A 17,251-nucleotide genomic window follows, 5' to 3' on the forward strand; every position below is an offset into this window, starting at 1 on the left:
AACGGAATGTTCATAAAAAAAATTCAGATTTCATTGACACATATGAGTAGGCGCTCATATAATAAGAGTATAAGATATATGAATGATTGTTCATATGTTCAATTAAAGAGGTGAGCTATTATGGCTGGAAATAAAGTAGAAACACCACAAGAGACATGTTCTCAAACGATAATTCATGAAGAAGTTGTAGAGCAAGTAAAACAAACAATTCCAACTGATGAAAGTTTAAGTAAAGTAGCAGAACTATTTAAAGTATTAGGTGACCGTACACGTACGAGAATATTACATGCGCTATTTGAAGCTGAAATGTGCGTTTGTGATTTAGCTTATTTATTAGGAATGACACAATCATCTATTTCGCATCAGCTTCGTGTGTTAAAGCAAGCGAAACTTGTGAAGAATCGTAAAGAAGGAAAGGTTGTTTATTATTCGTTAGCTGACCAGCACGTAATTCATATCTTCGAGCAAGCATTTGAACACGTAAACGAAGAAGAATAAAAAGAACGCGAGGAGGGAGAACGATGGCTGAAGCGTTAGTGAAAAAGAAACTGATGTTAGAAGGTTTAGATTGTGCGAATTGTGCAATGAAAATTGAAAAAGGTGTTGGGAATATAGAAGGAGTAAATTCTTGCTCTGTAAACTTCGCAACAAAGACAATGATCTTAGAAACAGCACAAAATAAAGAAAACGAAGTTGTTACGGAAGCAAAACAACTCGTTACAAAATTAGAACCGCATATTAAAGTGCAAGAAGAGCAAAAAAATAAAATTGCTAAAGAAGTATTTATATTAGAAGGTTTAGATTGCGCGAACTGTGCAATGAAAATTGAAAATAAAGTGAAGGAAATGCCAGCTGTCTCAGAAGCAACTGTTGATTTCGTATCGAAGAAACTACGAGTAGAAGTTGCGAATAAAAGAGAACTAGAAGCAACTGTAGCAAATATAACAAATGTCGTTCAAAAGTTAGAGCCAGATGTGAAAGTTGTTCGTGAAGAGAAGAACGGTCATGACCACGGACATAGTCACGATCATGGTGAAGCAAACGTGAAAAAGATGGTAGGGAGATTAGTGGTCGGCGGAATTTTGACAGCAATTGCTGCATTAGCGAGCTTACCACAAATGGTAACAATTCCGTTATTCGTCCTTGCTTATTTATTAATAGGTGGAGATATCGTTTGGAGAGCGGTAAGAAACATGACTCGCGGCCAAGTATTTGATGAAAACTTCTTAATGGCAATTGCAACTGTAGGAGCCTTTGCAATTCAGCAATATTCAGAAGCCGTAGCAGTAATGCTATTTTATCAAGTAGGAGAACTATTCCAAAGCATTGCGGTAAACCGCTCTCGAAAATCAATTACTTCATTAATGGATATTCGTCCTGATTATGCGAATGTAAAGATTGGGAATGAAACGAAACAAGTATCACCAGAAGATGTACAAATTGGCGATTATATTATCGTTAAGCCAGGTGAGAAAGTACCATTAGACGGAAAAGTAATTGAAGGAACATCAATGGTAGATACTTCAGCATTAACTGGTGAATCTGTACCACGTGAAGTTGAAGTTGGAAATGATGTATTAAGTGGCTTTGTGAACCAAAGCGGTGTATTAACAATTGAAGTTACAAAAGAGTTTGGTGAATCAACTGTATCGAAAATTTTAGATTTAGTTCAAAATGCAAGCAGTAAAAAAGCACCAACAGAAAACTTTATTACGAAGTTTGCGCGTTACTACACTCCAGTTGTAGTTATTACAGCGGCGATCATGGCGTTTATTCCACCGCTTATTTTAGAAGGGGCTACATTCTCTGAGTGGATTTATAGAGCTTTAGTGTTCTTAGTAATCTCTTGTCCATGTGCGTTAGTTGTATCCATTCCTCTTGGATTCTTTGGAGGTATCGGTGGTGCATCTAAAAGTGGTGTGTTAGTAAAAGGTAGTAACTATTTAGAAGCTTTAAATGATGTAAAATATATTGTTTTTGACAAAACAGGAACATTAACAAAAGGTGTTTTCAAAGTTACAAAAATGGAACCGAGCGAAGGTACTACAAGCGAAGAGTTATTAGAGTATGCGGCATTTGCTGAAGTGTATTCTAACCATCCAATTGCCCAATCTATTCGAAAGGCATATGGAAAATCAATTGATGAAAAAATAATCGATGATTATAACGAAATTTCTGGTCACGGTACAGTCGTAAAAGTACAAGGAAAAGAAATTTTTGCAGGTAATGCAAAATTAATGAGAAAAGAAAATATTGAATTTAAACAACCAGAAACAGTAGGAACATTAGTTCACGTTGCTGTAGATGGAAAATATGCAGGTTATATTGTTATTTCTGATGAGGTAAAAGAGGATTCGAAACAAGCGATTCAAAAGTTAAAAGAACTAGGTATTAAAAAGACAGTAATGTTAACTGGTGATGCAAAAACAGTTGGTGAAGCTGTCGGTAAAGAATTAGGCTTAGATGAAGTTCATGCGGAATTACTACCGCAACAAAAAGTAGAAGAGATTGAAAAAATTGATGCAGCGAAGCATGGAAAAGAAAAAATTGCCTTCGTTGGTGACGGTATTAACGATACACCAGTATTAGCCCGTGCAGACGTTGGTATTGCGATGGGTGGTTTAGGATCAGATGCAGCAATTGAAGCGGCAGACATCGTTATTATGACTGATGAGCCTTCAAAAATTGCGACAGCTGTAAAAATTGCAAAACGCACAAGAAGTATAGTGTGGCAAAATATCATCTTTGCTTTAGGTGTAAAAGGGATCGTTCTATTACTTGGTGCCTTTGGTATTGCAACAATGTGGGAAGCTGTTTTCTCAGATGTTGGTGTGACACTACTTGCAGTGTTAAATGCAATGCGTGTATTACGAGTGAAAGGTTTATAAAAAAGAGGACGCAACCTGCGTCCTCTTTTTTATTGGTTATTTTGTTGAAATTGATTTAATAAAATAATATAATATTAAAATTTACAAATAAAAAACATTCGTCGTATTATTTTAATATATTTTTTACAAATATCCATATAGTATTGAAAAAACAGAGAAGGAGAAACTTCTCTGTTTACTTTTGTATGTTTTTTTCAACTTGTTCTCGAACAGTTTGAATGTAATTCATTTTATGATCCCAACATTCTTGGCTTAAATCGACAGGATACTCTTCGGGATTTAAAGTTCGCATGTATTCTTCCCAAAATAGAGCGAGACTCTGTTCATTATATTGTTGAATATCTAATATACTTGGTAGTTCATATGTTCTTTCACCGTTAACGAAAATGTCTTTATGGAGTTCACGGGCTTCAAAGTTTGTTACAAATTTACTTATATATGTGTGAACTGGATGGAACATTTTTAAGCGCTCTTCTTTTCCAGGTTCTTCAGAATCTAACGCAATATAATCGCCTTCTGCATGATCGTTAACCCGATTGATAATACGATAAATTCGTTTCAGTCCTGGAGTGGTAATTTTTTCAGGATTAGATGAAATTTTAATCGTATCATTTAATTTTCCGTCAGTATCTTCAATTGCAACTAGTTTGTAAACAGCCCCTAATGCAGGTTGCTCAAAGGACGTAATTAATTTCGTCCCAACACCCCATACGTCAATTTTTGCCCCTTGAGATTTAAGGTGCATAATTGTGTATTCATCTAAATCGCTAGAAGCGATAATTTTTGTATTTGTAAACCCTGATTCATCTAGTAGTTTTCGTGCCTTTTTCGATAAATAAGCCATATCACCACTATCAAGACGTATACCATAGAAATCAATACGATCCCCAAATTCTTTTGCAACACGAATTGCATTTGGAACACCAGATTTCAATGTGTCATATGTATCAACGAGAAAGACGCACTTCTTATGAGTTTCAGCGTATTTCTTAAACGCAACGTATTCATCGCGATATGCTTGAACGAAAGAGTGAGCGTGTGTGCCAGCTACAGGGATCCCGAAGCGTTTCCCAGCACGAACGTTGCTTGTAGAGGAGAAACCACCAATAAAGGCAGCGCGTGTCCCCCAAAGGGCGGCATCGAACTCATGGGCACGTCTTGTGCCGAACTCTAAAAGCTCATCATTACTTGCAGCATGTTTCATACGAGCAGCTTTTGTTGCAATTAATGTTTGGTAATTCACAATATTTAAGAGGGCGGTTTCAATAATTTGTGCTTCACCCAGTGGTGCATCAACACGTAATAAAGGCTCGTTATTAAATACAACTTCACCTTCTTGCATACTGCGAATCGTCCCAGTGAATTTCATATTTTGTAAATAATGAAGGAATTCTTCTTCAAATTTTAATTCTGCTAAATAAGCGATATCGCTTTCAGTAAAACTGAAATTTTCTATGTACTCTACAATTTTCTCAAGGCCAGCAAAAACAGCGTAGCCGTTCTCAAATGGAAGCTTTCGAAAATATAAATCAAAAACAGAACGGCGATTATGAATACCATCTTTCCAATATGTATAAGCCATGTTGATTTGATATAGGTCTGTATGTAAGGCATAACTATCGTCTTTATAATGAGTCATCGCGAGAACACCTCCATAATTTGGTTATAGTATACCAATTTTTCACCATTCGTAGCAAAGAAGAGATATTGAAGTGAAGTCAAGAGAGAAAAAAATGAAATTATGCATATTTTTTAGAAAATTTATATTTATCAATTTATATTTCTCCAGATTTTATGTATTATTAGAGTAATGGGGTAATGAGAATGGAGGAGGACAATGCAACAAACATTAGAAAAAATAGGCAAACAAGTCTTTTACAAACGGCTTCAGCAAAAAATGACACAAGAAGAATTATGTCAGGGCATTTGTTCTGTCTCATACTTAAGTAAGATCGAAAATGGAAAGATCGAAGCATCAGAAGAAATTCTACAATTGCTCTGCGCAAGACTAGAAATTGCTGTGACGGATTTGAGAGATGTAGAAGAAGATGTGAAGGGGAAGCTAGATGAATGGTTAAATGCACTAGTTCATTTAGACAAGCAACAAGTAGAACGTATATATGAAGAGTTGCAAGGTGAAATGAAGCATGTGTTGGATTTTGAAATTATAAATTATTATAAACTGCTGTATACACGTTATTTAATTATGAAAAGGGATATTTCTGCACTCGAAGAAGAATTAGATAAGTTGAAGAAGGTATATAAAAAATATTCTCCATTTCAGAAGTTGTTATATATGTATAGTAGAGGATTATTGTGCTGTTTACAGTATAGATGGAAGGATGGGCTAGATTACTTATTAAAAACAGAAGTAATGGCCAAAGAACAAGGGTATCATGAAACAGGTTTGTATTATAATATAGCGCTTGCATATACTCATTTAGATATTCATCATCTTGCAATTCATTTTGTAAATATGGCATTAGAAGGATTTCGTAGTGAATATAAGTTTAGAAACATAATTAATTGCCAAATCCTTATTGCGGTAAGTTATACAGAAAAAGGTCAGTATGAAGAAGCTTTAAAAATGTATGAGAGTATATTGAGAGAGGCCACATCTTTTGCTGATAAGGATGTACTATTAGCTATTACTTTAAGTAATATGGGAAGTATCTATTATAAAAAAGGCAAATATCAGCAAGCGAAAAAATATTATTTAGATAGTCTACAACTTCAAAAACAAATAGATTTAAACTATTTAGATACAATATACGAAATGGCACTAGTATGCATTAAATTAGAAGAATTGGAAGAGGCAAGGACATTAATTGATAAGGGAATTGATGCAGCAAAACAGGAAGAGAGATTTAATGCAAAATTATATTTGCTTTTAATGCTTAGATATAAATATTTTGAAGAAGCAAAAGATTATAAAGCATTTTTGGAAAATGAGGCTATCCCGTTGTATAAATCTGCAGGAAATAAAATAGAATTAAAGAAAGTATACGTTGAACTAGCAGAACATTTTTCCAGTTTATCGAGATTTGAAGAAAGTAATCGATATTATAGGTTAGTTATTGATTTAATGAATGATAATAAGGAGGAATAAACATGAAAAAGATGGTATTTGGAGTATTGGCGTTTATATTGACTCTTACAGTTGCTGGAGGAATACATCAATATAGCAGTAAACCTGATATTGTTGGTCAACAAGCTAAAACTGTTGAACAAGTTAATTTATAATCTCCACCCTTTCCAATCGGAAAGGGTTTTTTCAATATTTGTTCCTCAAAATTCTACAAAACTTGAGAAAATAATTATTTGAATTTTTAGTATATTAATAGTGGAAACATAATGCTAATATGAAACTACTCTTTTTCAAAAAAATTTTTTATTAGGGGGAAGGTTCATGAAAAAGAAAAGTTTAGCGTTAGTGTTAGCGACAGGAATGGCAGTTACAACGTTTGGAGGGACAGGCTCTGCATTTGCGGATTCTAAAAATGTACTCTCTACGAAGAAGTACAATGAGACAGTACAGTCACCTGAGTTTATTTCTGGTGATCTAACTGGAGCGACTGGTAAGAAAGCAGAATCTGTTGTGTTTGATTACTTAAACGCAGCAAAAGGTGATTACAAGCTAGGGGAAAAGAGTGCGCAAGATTCTTTCAAAGTGAAACAAGTGAAGAAAGATGCTGTAACTGATTCAACAGTAGTACGTATGCAACAAGTTTACGAAGGAGTACCTGTATGGGGTTCTACTCAAGTAGCTCACGTAAGTAAAGACGGTTCTTTAAAAGTATTGTCTGGAACAGTTGCACCTGATTTAGACAAAAAGGAAAAGTTAAAAAATAAAAATAAGATTGAAGGCGCAAAAGCAATTGAAATCGCGCAGCAAGATTTAGGGGTAACACCGAAATATGAGGTAGAACCAAAAGCGGACTTATATGTATATCAAAATGGTGAAGAAACAACATATGCATATGTTGTAAATCTAAATTTCTTAGATCCAAGTCCAGGAAACTACTACTATTTCATTGAAGCAGACAGCGGTAAAGTATTAAATAAATATAATAAATTGGATCATGTAGCAAATGAAGATAAATCACCAATTAAGCAAGAGGCTCCTAAACAGGATGCGAAAGCAGTAGTAAAACCTGTAACAGGAACAAATAAAGTAGGAACTGGTAAAGGTGTATTAGGAGATACGAAATCACTCAATACAACATTATCTGGCTCATCTTACTACTTACAAGATAATACGCGCGGAGCAACGATTTTCACATATGATGCGAAAAATCGTACTACATTGCCAGGAACTTTATGGGTAGATGCAGATAATGTTTTCAATGCAGCGTATGATGCAGCGGCAGTAGATGCTCATTACTATGCAGGTAAAACATATGATTATTATAAAGCTACATTTAATAGAAACTCTATTAATGATGCAGGGGCACCGTTAAAATCAACAGTTCATTACGGAAGTAAGTATAATAATGCATTCTGGAACGGCTCACAAATGGTATACGGAGATGGAGATGGTGTAACATTCACTTCATTATCTGGTGGAATTGACGTAATTGGTCACGAATTAACGCATGCTGTTACGGAAAATAGCTCGGACTTAATTTATCAAAATGAATCAGGAGCGTTAAATGAAGCGATTTCTGATATCTTTGGTACTTTAGTAGAATTCTATGATAACCGTAACCCAGATTGGGAGATTGGTGAAGATATTTACACGCCTGGTAAAGCGGGAGATGCGCTTCGCTCTATGAGTGATCCAGCGAAATATGGTGACCCAGACCATTATTCTAAGCGTTACACTGGTACTAGTGATAACGGTGGGGTTCATACAAACAGTGGTATCATTAATAAACAAGCTTATTTATTAGCAAATGGTGGTACGCATTCGGGTGTAACTGTAACGGGCATTGGTAAAGATAAGTTAGGTGCAATTTATTACCGTGCAAACACACAATATTTCACGCAATCTACTACATTTAGCCAAGCTCGTGCTGGTGCAGTACAAGCTGCAGCTGATTTATATGGTGCGACTTCTGCGGAAGTAGCGGCAGTTAAGCAATCGTTTAGTGCTGTTGGTATTAACTAAGGATTTAAAGGATAGCTATTAATAAAATACCTCAAAAATAAAGAAGGAGCATAGGCTCCTTCTTTATTTTTTTCTCCATTTTTTCCACAAATAATATAATCCGATACAACCTGCGATTGTCACAATCCACTTCGCTTCATTTGTTCCGTTCATGACTTGGTATGCCGAATATACTTCAATCAATAATGCCGGTATTTTACCTATTGTACTGGCAATACTGAAGGAGAGTAATGACATTTTCCCTAGAGCTGCAAATAAAGTCACGATACTTGATGGGATGAAAGGTATCAATCGAAACGATAGAACGAGTAGAAAGGCCTCTCTACCTTGTACATAAAGAAGACGCTCTACCTTTGGGTACTTATTTACTTTATCGTGAGTGAACTTTTGAAGGCCTATGCGGTAAATATAAAACGAGATAATAGCCCCTAAGGCCTCACCTGCGATTGAAATGATTGTGCCATTTGTTACACCGAAGAGCTGTATATTAATGGCGGTTAAAAAGATGCTAGGAATAACGCCTAAAAGACTAATGATGATGTTAATTAAGATACTAAGTGGAATTGCGATTGAATAGTATTCTGTTAAGAAATTTTGAATCGTTTCAGCCATTGTTTAAAATCCTTTATCTTTTTTTGCATTACACCATATTTCGTTTGTATAGGCAAGGGTAAATTTACATAATGTAGAAAAACGTTGATAAGAAGGGGTCTTTATACCTTATGTGGGTATTGGGTATATAAAAACAGGGGTATTTTAAAATGTTTTGAAAAACACTATAAAAACCTTTGTATAAAAGAGTTTTATAGTTATATTATCACTGTTTTTATATGGGAAATAATCATAAAATATAGGGGGTATATATTATAAAAGTCGAAAAATAGAGGATTGATGAAATTGCGCGGGTAAATATGGAAAAATAGATGAAAAAAATGAAAACTGATAGATTTTTTCGTTGTGAAATTGACTTTTAGTGAAGTTGCGATAATAATCATGAAAGAGGTGATATGATGAAACGAATAAGTAGTCTTTTCTTGAGTGGTTTATTGGCACTAATGCTGATCTTAAGTGGATGTGCAGGAAAAGAACAAAAAACAGAGAAACAAACAGGGAATCAATCGACATCAGTAGAAAAAATTAGTGATAATATTTTAGATGAAATGGAAGGGCCACCTAAAAATGGTCATACGATTGAAAGACATGTAGGCAAATCAGAAGAAGATTTGAAGAATCGCTTGAAGACAGATAAAGTATCAGCAGCAAGTACATACTATGACAAGGAAACAGCAACGAAAGCTGTAAAAGATAGTTTGAAGCAGCATGATAAGGAAATTCAAGACTGGTTAAAAAATTCTAAAGAGGCTCGTCTCGTATTAAATACAACACATTCATTCCCGGTTGGAAAAACGGTAATAAAGAAAAATATGAGTGTAAAAGACAAGTTGGTAAAAACTGTTACTGTTTTAGCAAGAGATAAGTCAGGAGAATTAGGGTTTAAGATTATTACTTCTTATCCATCTGATAAATAAGAAGGGGGAGTACATTATGTATACGACATTACAATACTTTCTTAAATCGTACTGTACGTTAAGTATTCATGAGGATGAAATAGTAAGCGTGATGGAAGAGTTTATTGAACAAGAAGACGAAGAAATCGTTTTGAAATTACGTGATGAATTAATAAATATGAAGAAAAAGAACGTGTGGGAAGAGGCGTGTGTATTAGCTGCGAAGGAAGGGAATCGTATGTGGTCTTTAGAAGAAACGAAAGACCATCTTGAAACTTTTTTACTATTACTGCAAAAGAAAAAGGCGTGATTAAATCACGCCTTTTTCTTTATGCTATTCGGTTGATATTATCTATTCTTTTGGAGCGCTTTTATATACGCTTTTTGAAATTTGTCCATTTGATATTACTGCCCCGTTTTGTGTTACTTTTTTATACGTAACCGCTGTGATTTTATCACTAGTCCTACTAATTACTTGGGAAGAAACTTCAACATTTTTACCAGTATTTGTACCGAAAATGCGTGTAGTAATACTACCTCCATTTGAAAATGCTTGAATATAAATATGATTGCCCGTATTATTTTTAAATTTTAAATCTGGACCATAATCTGCTACTGCTGCATCTTGCCCAAGTGGTAAATAATTTACCGGCATAGAATGATTGCTTCGAGAAACAATGCCTAAATCTGCCCTTAAAGCTGCGCTGTATAAAGTACTACTGACTTGGCAAACTCCTCCGCCTGCACTTTGTATTACTTTACCTTGTGAATATACTGCTGCAGATTTATAACCATGTGCAGCATCAGTTACGCCAACGCGGCCATTAAAACTAAATGTTTCATCAGGTGCGACAATAACCCCACTTAAAGTATTGGCTGACTTATTTACGTTAAATGATTGATTTCCGTTACGGCCGGCCATTGGAGTAGAATATTCAGCGATGACTTCTTTAATACCCATTTTCTGTATGTCTTCTGTAGAACGTTCTGGTTTTATAAATGTAACTGGCAATGTAACATCTGATTTACCAGTAGTAATAGCTTCGTTTGTTAAATCGTTTAGTTTCCCTTTATCAATTTTTTCTCCGTTTTGGCTTTGACTAACATTTACTGTTGAGCCTTCAATACTCAATTCTGCATTAACAGGATTTTTTAATGTTTCATTATATTTATCTTTTATAAAGGTTTCATAAGCTGTTGCATTTAATTGTGGTGTTAATTTATAGTCACGTTTTAATTCACCGTTTTCAGCTTGCTTACGCATTTTGTAACGATTCATTACGTTTCCTTCTTGTTCTTTGAAGATTTTGTCAATAATATCTTTCTCTTTATAATTTATCCCTAAATCTTTCCATGTGTAAGTTTGTTTATCGTTTTGGAATATGTAGGTAAGGGATTTTTGATCTAACTCAGTTACCTTTTGATTAATAATTGCTTGAATATCTTTCCTATTTTTTCCTTCGAGAGAAATACCTTCAAATGTAGTATTTGGTAATGCAGTAGTATTTAATTGATTATTTAATTTGGATACATATTGATATCCCCCAACACCGCCTACACAAAGTAATATGCCCCCAGCAATTGCAGAACCAATCAGTATTTTACTTAGCTTCATTTATTTCCCCCCAGAAATTTATGTATAAATATATGTATTACATTTTTTGTATAAAAATGATGAAAATAACATTATGTACGTACTAGTATACTATTATTTTCACTGTGTGTGTAATGTTTTCATAAAAAATGTTACATAGCTGTAATAATTGTCACTTCTTGTCACAATGTGTATGAAAAATATGTTGAAAAATATAATAAAAAGGCTGTCTAGAAAGATCTAGCAGCCTTTTTATTATAATTTTTTATGTTCATTTTTATTCGTAACACCGAGATGTTTTTGAAGGGTAGTTGAAATAGTGTCGACGCTTTTTTCATTTGGAACGTAATAATAAATACCACCTATATATTTATCTGTACCTTCTACTTGCATTTTTTCCATCTTTAAATTTGAATCCATTGAATTTTTTGTAATTGTCATCATATCATCAAACGTTAAATTGGTTTTTAAATCCTTATCGACAGCGTCTAGTAGGCCACCGATTTTATTAATGGAATTAAGAGATAGTGCCTTTTCAGCAATGGCCTCTAATACAAGCTGTTGTCGTTGGCCACGCATATAATCACTATCGATATGACGAGTTCTAGCTAGCGCCAATGCTTCTTCTCCATTTAAATGTTGACGTCCTTTTTTAAGATGAATTGCATCTGCTTCATCTTTACTATTTTGCTCTGTGAACTCAACTGGAACGTCTACAGTAATACCACCAAGAGAATCAACAATTTTAATAAAGGATTTAAAGTTGAATTTTACATAGTAATCAACTGGAACATCTAAAAAGTTCTCTACCGTATCAATTGTGCTGTCTACACCACCGAATACGTGCGCATGTGTAATTTTATCGTATTTATCACGTGATTTAATGTAGACGCGTGAGTCACGTGGAATGCTTACAAGTTTAACGGATTTATCGTTTTTATTAATTGTTGCAAGTAATAACGCATCTGTTCGAGTCGCTTTTCCATAACCTTTTTCCCTAATTTCACTTTCATCAACACCCATAATAAGTACGGAAATGTTGTCGGTCATAGGTTTAACAGCTTTTTCACGTTTACTGGACTTATCTCCTCGACCTAGTTCAGCATAAGCATTATTTAAGACGGACTTTGCTTTACTGTATATATGGAAGGAGTAGCCTCCTGCTCCAAGTGCTACAATTAGTAATGGAATAAGAAGGAACCAAAGTAGGCGTTTTTTCTTTGAGCGTCCTTTTTTGGCTCGCGTATTGTTGTTCGTGTCGGATTTCATCATTTTTTCTCCTTTAAAACTATCAAAGTGTATACATTTAGAAGTGTATTCAAACACATAAAAAATATTTTACGCTAAATAAAAGCGATTGTACATGTATAAAAAATAGATGTCTTGATTATTTATAAGACACCTATTCGTTATTGTATACAAAAGATAGGGATAAGAAAATGATAAAATTTTACCTAATTACAACATAATGCTTACGATAATTGCAGATAAAATGCTAACGAGAGTAGCTCCATATAGTAATTTAAGGCCAAACCTCGCAACAACGTTTCCTTGTTCCTCGTTTAGTCCTTTTACCGCACCTGAAATAATACCAATGGAAGAGAAATTGGCAAAAGACACAAGGAAAACAGAAATAATACCAACTGTACGGGGGGAAAGGCTATTAGAAATTTTACTGAGGTCCATCATTGCAACAAATTCATTTGTTACAAGCTTCGTTGCCATAATGCTGCCAGCTGCGACAATTTCAGAACTTGGTACACCGATAAGGAATGCGATAGGTGCAAATATATAGCCGATTAATTGTTGGAACGTAATACCGAATATAATGAGGAACAGGTCATTAATACAACTAATTAATGCGACGAATCCGATGAGCATAGCGCCGACAACAATGGCTACACGAAAACCATCAAGAATGTATTCTCCAAGCATTTCAAAAAAGCTCTGTTTTTCACCTTTGATTTCTAAAATATCTTCGTCATCTTTAACGTCGTAAGGGTTAATGATGAGTACGATAATAAAACCGCTAAATAAATTGAGAACGAGTGCAGTTACTACATATTTAGGTTCAATCATTGTCATATAGGCACCTACGATAGACATAGATACGGTTGACATAGCAGAGGCACAAAGTGTATAAAGACGGTGTTTTGGAATTTGAGCTAATTGCTTTTTCACTGTAATAAAAACTTCTGATTGGCCGACAATGGCAGAGGCAATAGCGTTGTAAGATTCTAATTTCCCAAGACCATTTATTTTACTAAGAAAGTACCCGATCCAATGAATAAAAAATGGTAGTATTTTGAAATGTTGTAATATGCCAATTAAAACAGAAATAAAGACGATTGGTAATAATACATTAAGGAAAAATGGCATTTCACCTTTATTTGCAAGACCACCAAATACGAAATTTATTCCATTAGCAGCATACTCGAGTAGCTTGGTAAACAAACTGGAAATGATTCTAATTAGTATGAGGCCGACTTCTGTATTTAGTAGTAAATAGGTTAAAATTAACTGTATAATAAGCATGATAAAAATTGGTTTAAATTTAATATGCTTCTTATTATTGCTAGCAATATAAGCGAGCAAGAAAACAACAATTAGTCCGACGAAAAAAGTAATGAATTTCATGATAAGCCCCCTAAAAGAGATATTCTGCTATATATGTTTTTCATTTCAAGAGAGAATATGCATCTTTGGTAAAGAAAGGAATAGAGAGAGTATGAATATATGTAGAGTGCATCACGTTGCAATTATTTGTTCGAATTATGAGACGTCAAAGTATTTTTATACTAGAATATTAGGATTTAAAGAACTGAATGAAGTATATAGAAAGGAACGAGATTCTTATAAATTAGATTTATGTGTAGGAGAAGAGTATCAAATCGAATTATTTTCATTTCCAAATCCGCCTGAGCGCAAAAGTTTTCCAGAAGCAGCAGGTCTTAGACATTTAGCATTTGCTGTTACAAATATAGAAGAAGCTGTGAAGCATTTAAATCAATGTGGTGTTGAGACAGAATCGATCCGTATTGATGAAATAACGGAGAAGAAATTCGTCTTTTTCCAAGATCCCGATGGTTTACCTTTAGAATTGTATGAGGTTTGAAAATTGGTGGATTTTATATAGAGTTGCTTTCCAATAATTGAAGAAACTAAAGTGAAACTTCTTTTTAAAAGGAGGTGTAACTTTAGCTAAGAAAGCTAAAGGACATATGTGGATATTTTAAAATTATTGATGGTAGTCATTCTTATTGGGTTAACAGCATTTTTTGTGGCTGTTGAGTTTGCAATTATTAAGGTACGTAGCAGTCGTATTGATCAACTCGTTAGTGAAAAAAGACGAGGTGCACTGTCAGCTAAAAAGGTAACTTCAAATTTAGATGAGTATTTATCGGCCTGTCAGCTAGGTATTACAATTACTGCTTTAGGGCTCGGGTGGTTAGGGGAACCAACTATTAAACATTTACTCGAGCCGTTGTTTTTAAAATTACAATTCTCACCTGCAATTTCCAGTACAGTTTCATTTATTATTGCCTTTGCAGTAATTACATTTTTACATGTTGTCATTGGGGAACTTGCTCCAAAGACATTTGCTATACAAAAAGCAGAACAAGTTAGCTTATTGTTATCGAAACCACTTATTTATTTTTACCGAGTTATGTATCCGTTTATTTGGGCTTTGAATGGTTCAGCGAGGGTTGTAACTGGTTTATTCGGATTACATCCAGCTTCTGAACATGAAGTAGCTCATTCAGAAGAAGAATTAAGGTTAATCTTATCTGAGAGCTATGAGAGCGGAGAGATTAACCAAAGGGAATTTAAATATGTAAATAATATTTTTGAATTTGATAATAGAGTAGCAAAAGAAATTATGGTACCTCGTACGGAAGTTGTAGGCTTATATGAGGACGAACCATTTGAAACACATATTAAAGTAATCGCACAAGAAAAGTACACGAGATATCCTGTATTTGGTGAAGATAAAGATGAAATTATTGGGATGGTTAATGTAAAAGATTTATTTATTCGTTATATGGATGGGAATCGGGACGAGGAGTGCTCGATTATGCCATATACAAGGCCAGTTATTGAAGTGCTAGAAAATATTCCAATTCATGATTTACTATTACAAATGCAAAGAAAACACATTCCATTAGCTGTATTGTATGATGAATATGGTGGTACAGCAGGGATTGTTACACTAGAAGATATTTTAGAAGAAATTGTTGGAGAAATTCGAGATGAATACGATGAAGATGAGAATCCACCTATAGAGCATGTAAGTGAAGGTTATAAAATCGTAGAGGGAAAAGTGCTTATTAGTGAAGTAAATGATTTGCTTGGCATACATTTAATTGCTGATGATGTAGATACAATTGGTGGCTGGATTATGGTACAAAAACAAATCGTTGCTGAAGGAGATGTTATTGAGAAACACGGTTTTTATTTTAAAGTCCTTGAAAAGGATATGCATCAAATTAAACGAGTGGAAATAAGGAAAGTAGAAGAATGATTTTCTATAAACTTTAATAAAAAGGATATACAGAAAAATAAATGTTTGCGCTTTCAAAAAAGGTGCTATATAGTGAAGGTGGATACTGAAAAATTCTTCTGAATGATACTCGTGTTTTTAGAGGGCGGATTTTTTGGATAAGGATTTAGAATGAAAAAGTATAGGTGATAAAAATGATAGCAACGAAGGATATACGTATAGAAAAAGATTTTTTAGGTGAAAAAGAAGTACCAAATGCAGCTTATTATGGTGTACAAACATTACGTGCCGTAGAAAACTTCCCAATTACAGGATATCGCATTCATCCATCACTCATTACAGCAATGGCAATCGTGAAAAAAGCGGCGGCACTTGCGAATATAGATACTGGTTATTTAGCTAAAGACATTGGACATGAAATTGCAGAAGCAGCGCAAGAAATTGTTGATGGAAAGTTTCATGATCAATTTATCGTGGATCCTATTCAAGGCGGAGCCGGAACTTCTATTAATATGAATACAAATGAAGTAATTGCGAATAGAGCGTTAGAACGTATGGGGTATGAAAAAGGTGCGTATGCGAAAATTAGTCCAAACACTCATGTGAACATGGCCCAATCAACGAACGATGCGTTTCCAACAGGGATTCATATTGCAACTCTTATGATGTTAGAAGAGCTTCTTATTACAATGGAAGCACTTCATTCTGCTTTTCGTAAAAAAGCAAAAGAGTTTGATCACGTTATTAAAATGGGACGCACACATTTACAAGATGCAGTTCCAATTCGCCTTGGACAAGAATTTGAAGCGTATAGCCGAGTGCTTGAGCGTGATATAAAAAGAATTAAACAGTCTCGTCAACATTTATATGAAGTGAATATGGGGGCGACAGCTGTTGGTACAGGATTAAATGCAAATCCTACGTATATTGAACAAGTGGTAAAACATTTAAGAACGTTTAGTGGATTCCCACTTGTTGGTGCAGAGCATTTAGTTGATGCAACGCAAAATACAGATGCATACACAGAAGTATCTGCAGCACTTAAAGTATGTATGATGAACATGTCTAAAATTGCAAACGATCTTCGTATTATGGCGTCTGGTCCACGTGTTGGGTTAGCTGAAATTCAATTGCCAGCACGTCAGCCGGGTTCATCGATTATGCCAGGTAAAGTAAATCCAGTTATGGCAGAAGTGATTAACCAAGTCGCATTCCAAGTAATCGGAAACGATCATACAATTTGCTTAGCATCAGAAGCAGGACAATTAGAGTTAAACGTAATGGAGCCTGTGCTTGTATTTAATTTAATTCAATCTATAAGTATTATGAATAATGGATTCCGTGTATTCCGTGAATATTGTATTGAAGGAATTACAGCAAATGAAGAATTGCTGAAGCAATATGTTGAGAAAAGTGTTGGAATTATTACAGCAGTTAATCCTCATATTGGTTATGAAGCAGCATCTCGTATTGCACGTGAAGCAATTGAAACAGGAAAATCTGTTAGGGAGTTATGTTTAGAACATGGTGTACTGACAGAAGAGGAATTGGATATTATTTTAGATCCATTCGAAATGACTCACCCTGAAATTGCTGGAGCTTCTTTATTAAAAAATAAAAAAATGTAATGTGAAAAACACCGATCCATTT

General features: G+C 34.5%; 15 protein-coding genes. 10 read left to right on the forward strand and 5 right to left on the reverse strand.

The genetic code is table 11. From position 1 onward, the window contains the following. The first annotated feature begins 120 nt into the window (after window positions 1-120). Together AC1Q8L_RS26160 and AC1Q8L_RS26165 are read left to right on the forward strand one after the other, a co-directional pair. Window positions 121-498, forward strand: coding sequence for an ArsR/SmtB family transcription factor (locus AC1Q8L_RS26160; RefSeq protein ID WP_000918378.1), 378 nt, complete (start codon window positions 121-123; stop codon window positions 496-498). 23 nt (window positions 499-521) lie between these two features. After that, window positions 522-2,888 (forward strand): heavy metal translocating P-type ATPase, encoded by a 2,367-nt coding sequence (locus tag AC1Q8L_RS26165; protein ID WP_000796573.1) that lies wholly within the window; start codon window positions 522-524, stop codon window positions 2,886-2,888. Window positions 2,889-3,063: 175 nt separating this feature from the next. Here the strand turns inward: AC1Q8L_RS26165 and AC1Q8L_RS26170 are convergent, their stop codons facing one another. Further along, on the reverse strand, window positions 3,064-4,527 hold the full coding sequence (locus AC1Q8L_RS26170; RefSeq protein WP_000150177.1) for a nicotinate phosphoribosyltransferase: 1,464 nt from the start codon (window positions 4,525-4,527) through the stop codon (window positions 3,064-3,066). A 198-nt stretch (window positions 4,528-4,725) separates the two neighbouring features. On the opposite strand from AC1Q8L_RS26170, the gene AC1Q8L_RS26175 reads away from it, so the two are divergent. The 3 genes from AC1Q8L_RS26175 to AC1Q8L_RS26185 all read left to right on the forward strand — a co-directional run bounded on the left by AC1Q8L_RS26175 (window position 4,726) and on the right by AC1Q8L_RS26185 (window position 7,998). Then, on the forward strand, window positions 4,726-5,997 hold the full coding sequence (locus AC1Q8L_RS26175) for a helix-turn-helix transcriptional regulator (RefSeq protein WP_001187938.1): 1,272 nt from the start codon (window positions 4,726-4,728) through the stop codon (window positions 5,995-5,997). A gap of 2 nt (window positions 5,998-5,999) precedes the next feature. Further along, window positions 6,000-6,131, forward strand: coding sequence for a quorum-signaling peptide NprX (gene nprX, locus AC1Q8L_RS26180; protein ID WP_000738910.1), 132 nt, complete (start codon window positions 6,000-6,002; stop codon window positions 6,129-6,131). A 166-nt stretch (window positions 6,132-6,297) separates the two neighbouring features. Beyond that, window positions 6,298-7,998, forward strand: coding sequence for a M4 family metallopeptidase (locus tag AC1Q8L_RS26185; protein WP_000730376.1), 1,701 nt, complete (start codon window positions 6,298-6,300; stop codon window positions 7,996-7,998). A gap of 63 nt (window positions 7,999-8,061) precedes the next feature. On the opposite strand, the gene AC1Q8L_RS26190 is transcribed toward AC1Q8L_RS26185, so the two are convergent. Next, on the reverse strand, window positions 8,062-8,610 hold the full coding sequence (locus AC1Q8L_RS26190; RefSeq protein WP_000852231.1) for a TVP38/TMEM64 family protein: 549 nt from the start codon (window positions 8,608-8,610) through the stop codon (window positions 8,062-8,064). A 398-nt stretch (window positions 8,611-9,008) separates the two neighbouring features. Between AC1Q8L_RS26190 and AC1Q8L_RS26195 the strand changes: the two genes are divergently transcribed. Together AC1Q8L_RS26195 and AC1Q8L_RS26200 are read left to right on the forward strand one after the other, a co-directional pair. Beyond that, a complete protein-coding gene (locus AC1Q8L_RS26195) occupies window positions 9,009-9,527 on the forward strand; it encodes an RNase A-like domain-containing lipoprotein (protein ID WP_000822706.1) in 519 nt (172 codons plus the stop codon). Window positions 9,528-9,543: 16 nt separating this feature from the next. After that, the gene (locus tag AC1Q8L_RS26200) at window positions 9,544-9,816 is read left to right on the forward strand and encodes a hypothetical protein (RefSeq protein WP_000288806.1); all 273 of its coding nucleotides are present in this window, start codon (window positions 9,544-9,546) and stop codon (window positions 9,814-9,816) included. A 42-nt stretch (window positions 9,817-9,858) separates the two neighbouring features. Here AC1Q8L_RS26200 and AC1Q8L_RS26205 read toward each other — a convergent pair whose 3' ends face one another. The 3 genes from AC1Q8L_RS26205 to AC1Q8L_RS26215 all read right to left on the reverse strand — a co-directional run bounded on the left by AC1Q8L_RS26205 (window position 9,859) and on the right by AC1Q8L_RS26215 (window position 13,737). Next, entirely contained in the window at window positions 9,859-11,121 is a 1,263-nt protein-coding gene (locus AC1Q8L_RS26205) for a VanW family protein (RefSeq protein ID WP_000777371.1), read from the reverse strand. A gap of 234 nt (window positions 11,122-11,355) precedes the next feature. Continuing rightward, a complete protein-coding gene (locus AC1Q8L_RS26210) occupies window positions 11,356-12,372 on the reverse strand; it encodes an LCP family protein (RefSeq protein ID WP_002153524.1) in 1,017 nt (338 codons plus the stop codon). A gap of 186 nt (window positions 12,373-12,558) precedes the next feature. Beyond that, a complete protein-coding gene (locus tag AC1Q8L_RS26215; protein WP_000668876.1) occupies window positions 12,559-13,737 on the reverse strand; it encodes a NupC/NupG family nucleoside CNT transporter in 1,179 nt (392 codons plus the stop codon). Between the two features lie 91 nt (window positions 13,738-13,828). Between AC1Q8L_RS26215 and gloA2 the strand changes: the two genes are divergently transcribed. The 3 genes from gloA2 to aspA all read left to right on the forward strand — a co-directional run bounded on the left by gloA2 (window position 13,829) and on the right by aspA (window position 17,229). Then, window positions 13,829-14,215 carry an SMU1112c/YaeR family gloxylase I-like metalloprotein gene (gene gloA2 / locus AC1Q8L_RS26220; RefSeq protein WP_001017682.1) on the forward strand — a complete coding sequence of 129 codons (387 nt, stop codon included), beginning with the start codon at window positions 13,829-13,831 and terminating at the stop codon, window positions 14,213-14,215. 108 nt (window positions 14,216-14,323) lie between these two features. After that, a complete protein-coding gene (locus AC1Q8L_RS26225) occupies window positions 14,324-15,622 on the forward strand; it encodes a hemolysin family protein (protein ID WP_072941006.1) in 1,299 nt (432 codons plus the stop codon). Window positions 15,623-15,795: 173 nt separating this feature from the next. Then, window positions 15,796-17,229 carry an aspartate ammonia-lyase gene (gene aspA, locus AC1Q8L_RS26230; protein WP_000562125.1) on the forward strand — a complete coding sequence of 478 codons (1,434 nt, stop codon included), beginning with the start codon at window positions 15,796-15,798 and terminating at the stop codon, window positions 17,227-17,229. Window positions 17,230-17,251 lie beyond the last annotated feature (22 nt).

Source organism: Bacillus sp. GW823-FHT06A11, assembly GCF_058795355.1.

What these genes read in the sequence shown, in the direction of transcription:
- AC1Q8L_RS26160 (WP_000918378.1), top strand. Translation starts at nt 121, where the DNA reads ATGGCTGGAAATAAAGTAGAAACACCACAAGAGACATGTTCTCAAACG.
- AC1Q8L_RS26165 (WP_000796573.1), top strand. Translation starts at nt 522, where the DNA reads ATGGCTGAAGCGTTAGTGAAAAAGAAACTGATGTTAGAAGGTTTAGAT.
- AC1Q8L_RS26170 (WP_000150177.1), bottom strand. Translation starts at nt 4,527, where the DNA reads ATGACTCATTATAAAGACGATAGTTATGCCTTACATACAGACCTATAT.
- AC1Q8L_RS26175 (WP_001187938.1), top strand. Translation starts at nt 4,726, where the DNA reads ATGCAACAAACATTAGAAAAAATAGGCAAACAAGTCTTTTACAAACGG.
- nprX (WP_000738910.1), top strand. Translation starts at nt 6,000, where the DNA reads ATGAAAAAGATGGTATTTGGAGTATTGGCGTTTATATTGACTCTTACA.
- AC1Q8L_RS26185 (WP_000730376.1), top strand. Translation starts at nt 6,298, where the DNA reads ATGAAAAAGAAAAGTTTAGCGTTAGTGTTAGCGACAGGAATGGCAGTT.
- AC1Q8L_RS26190 (WP_000852231.1), bottom strand. Translation starts at nt 8,610, where the DNA reads ATGGCTGAAACGATTCAAAATTTCTTAACAGAATACTATTCAATCGCA.
- AC1Q8L_RS26195 (WP_000822706.1), top strand. Translation starts at nt 9,009, where the DNA reads ATGAAACGAATAAGTAGTCTTTTCTTGAGTGGTTTATTGGCACTAATG.
- AC1Q8L_RS26200 (WP_000288806.1), top strand. Translation starts at nt 9,544, where the DNA reads ATGTATACGACATTACAATACTTTCTTAAATCGTACTGTACGTTAAGT.
- AC1Q8L_RS26205 (WP_000777371.1), bottom strand. Translation starts at nt 11,121, where the DNA reads ATGAAGCTAAGTAAAATACTGATTGGTTCTGCAATTGCTGGGGGCATA.
- AC1Q8L_RS26210 (WP_002153524.1), bottom strand. Translation starts at nt 12,372, where the DNA reads ATGATGAAATCCGACACGAACAACAATACGCGAGCCAAAAAAGGACGC.
- AC1Q8L_RS26215 (WP_000668876.1), bottom strand. Translation starts at nt 13,737, where the DNA reads ATGAAATTCATTACTTTTTTCGTCGGACTAATTGTTGTTTTCTTGCTC.
- gloA2 (WP_001017682.1), top strand. Translation starts at nt 13,829, where the DNA reads ATGAATATATGTAGAGTGCATCACGTTGCAATTATTTGTTCGAATTAT.
- aspA (WP_000562125.1), top strand. Translation starts at nt 15,796, where the DNA reads ATGATAGCAACGAAGGATATACGTATAGAAAAAGATTTTTTAGGTGAA.